This is a genomic window from Agrobacterium sp. Ap1, from assembly GCF_017313375.1.
In the GTDB taxonomy this organism is placed as follows: Bacteria; Pseudomonadota; Alphaproteobacteria; order Rhizobiales; family Rhizobiaceae; genus Neorhizobium; species Neorhizobium cellulosilyticum.
Window position 1 is genome coordinate 1 of record NZ_JAFLMY010000094.1, and the last position, 272, is coordinate 272.

Genomic DNA, 272 nt, shown 5'->3' on the forward strand with positions numbered 1-272 from the left:
TGGTGGGCCTGGGAAGACTTGAACTTCCGACCCCACGCTTATCAAGCGTGTGCTCTAACCAACTGAGCTACAGGCCCATTCACCTGCAAGGTTTAAAACCCCACATCCTGGACACCGAGCTTTGCGGCAATTGTCTTCTTGAAGAAAGAGAAACGTAGTCGGCGGTTTTCGCCATACCATCCGATATCCGAGGATATTCCGTGGCGTATTACGTTGCGATGGTCGCCTGACTGGCGCCATCTATGTTCTAAAAAGCACGGGAAGGTTCATCT

The 272-nt window shown here is 51.5% G+C and carries 1 tRNA gene; it reads right to left on the minus strand.

Annotation, left to right across the window (positions count from 1 at the left end):
• A tRNA-Ile gene (locus JZX87_RS31130) sits at positions 1–77 on the minus strand.
• Positions 78–272 lie beyond the last annotated feature (195 nt).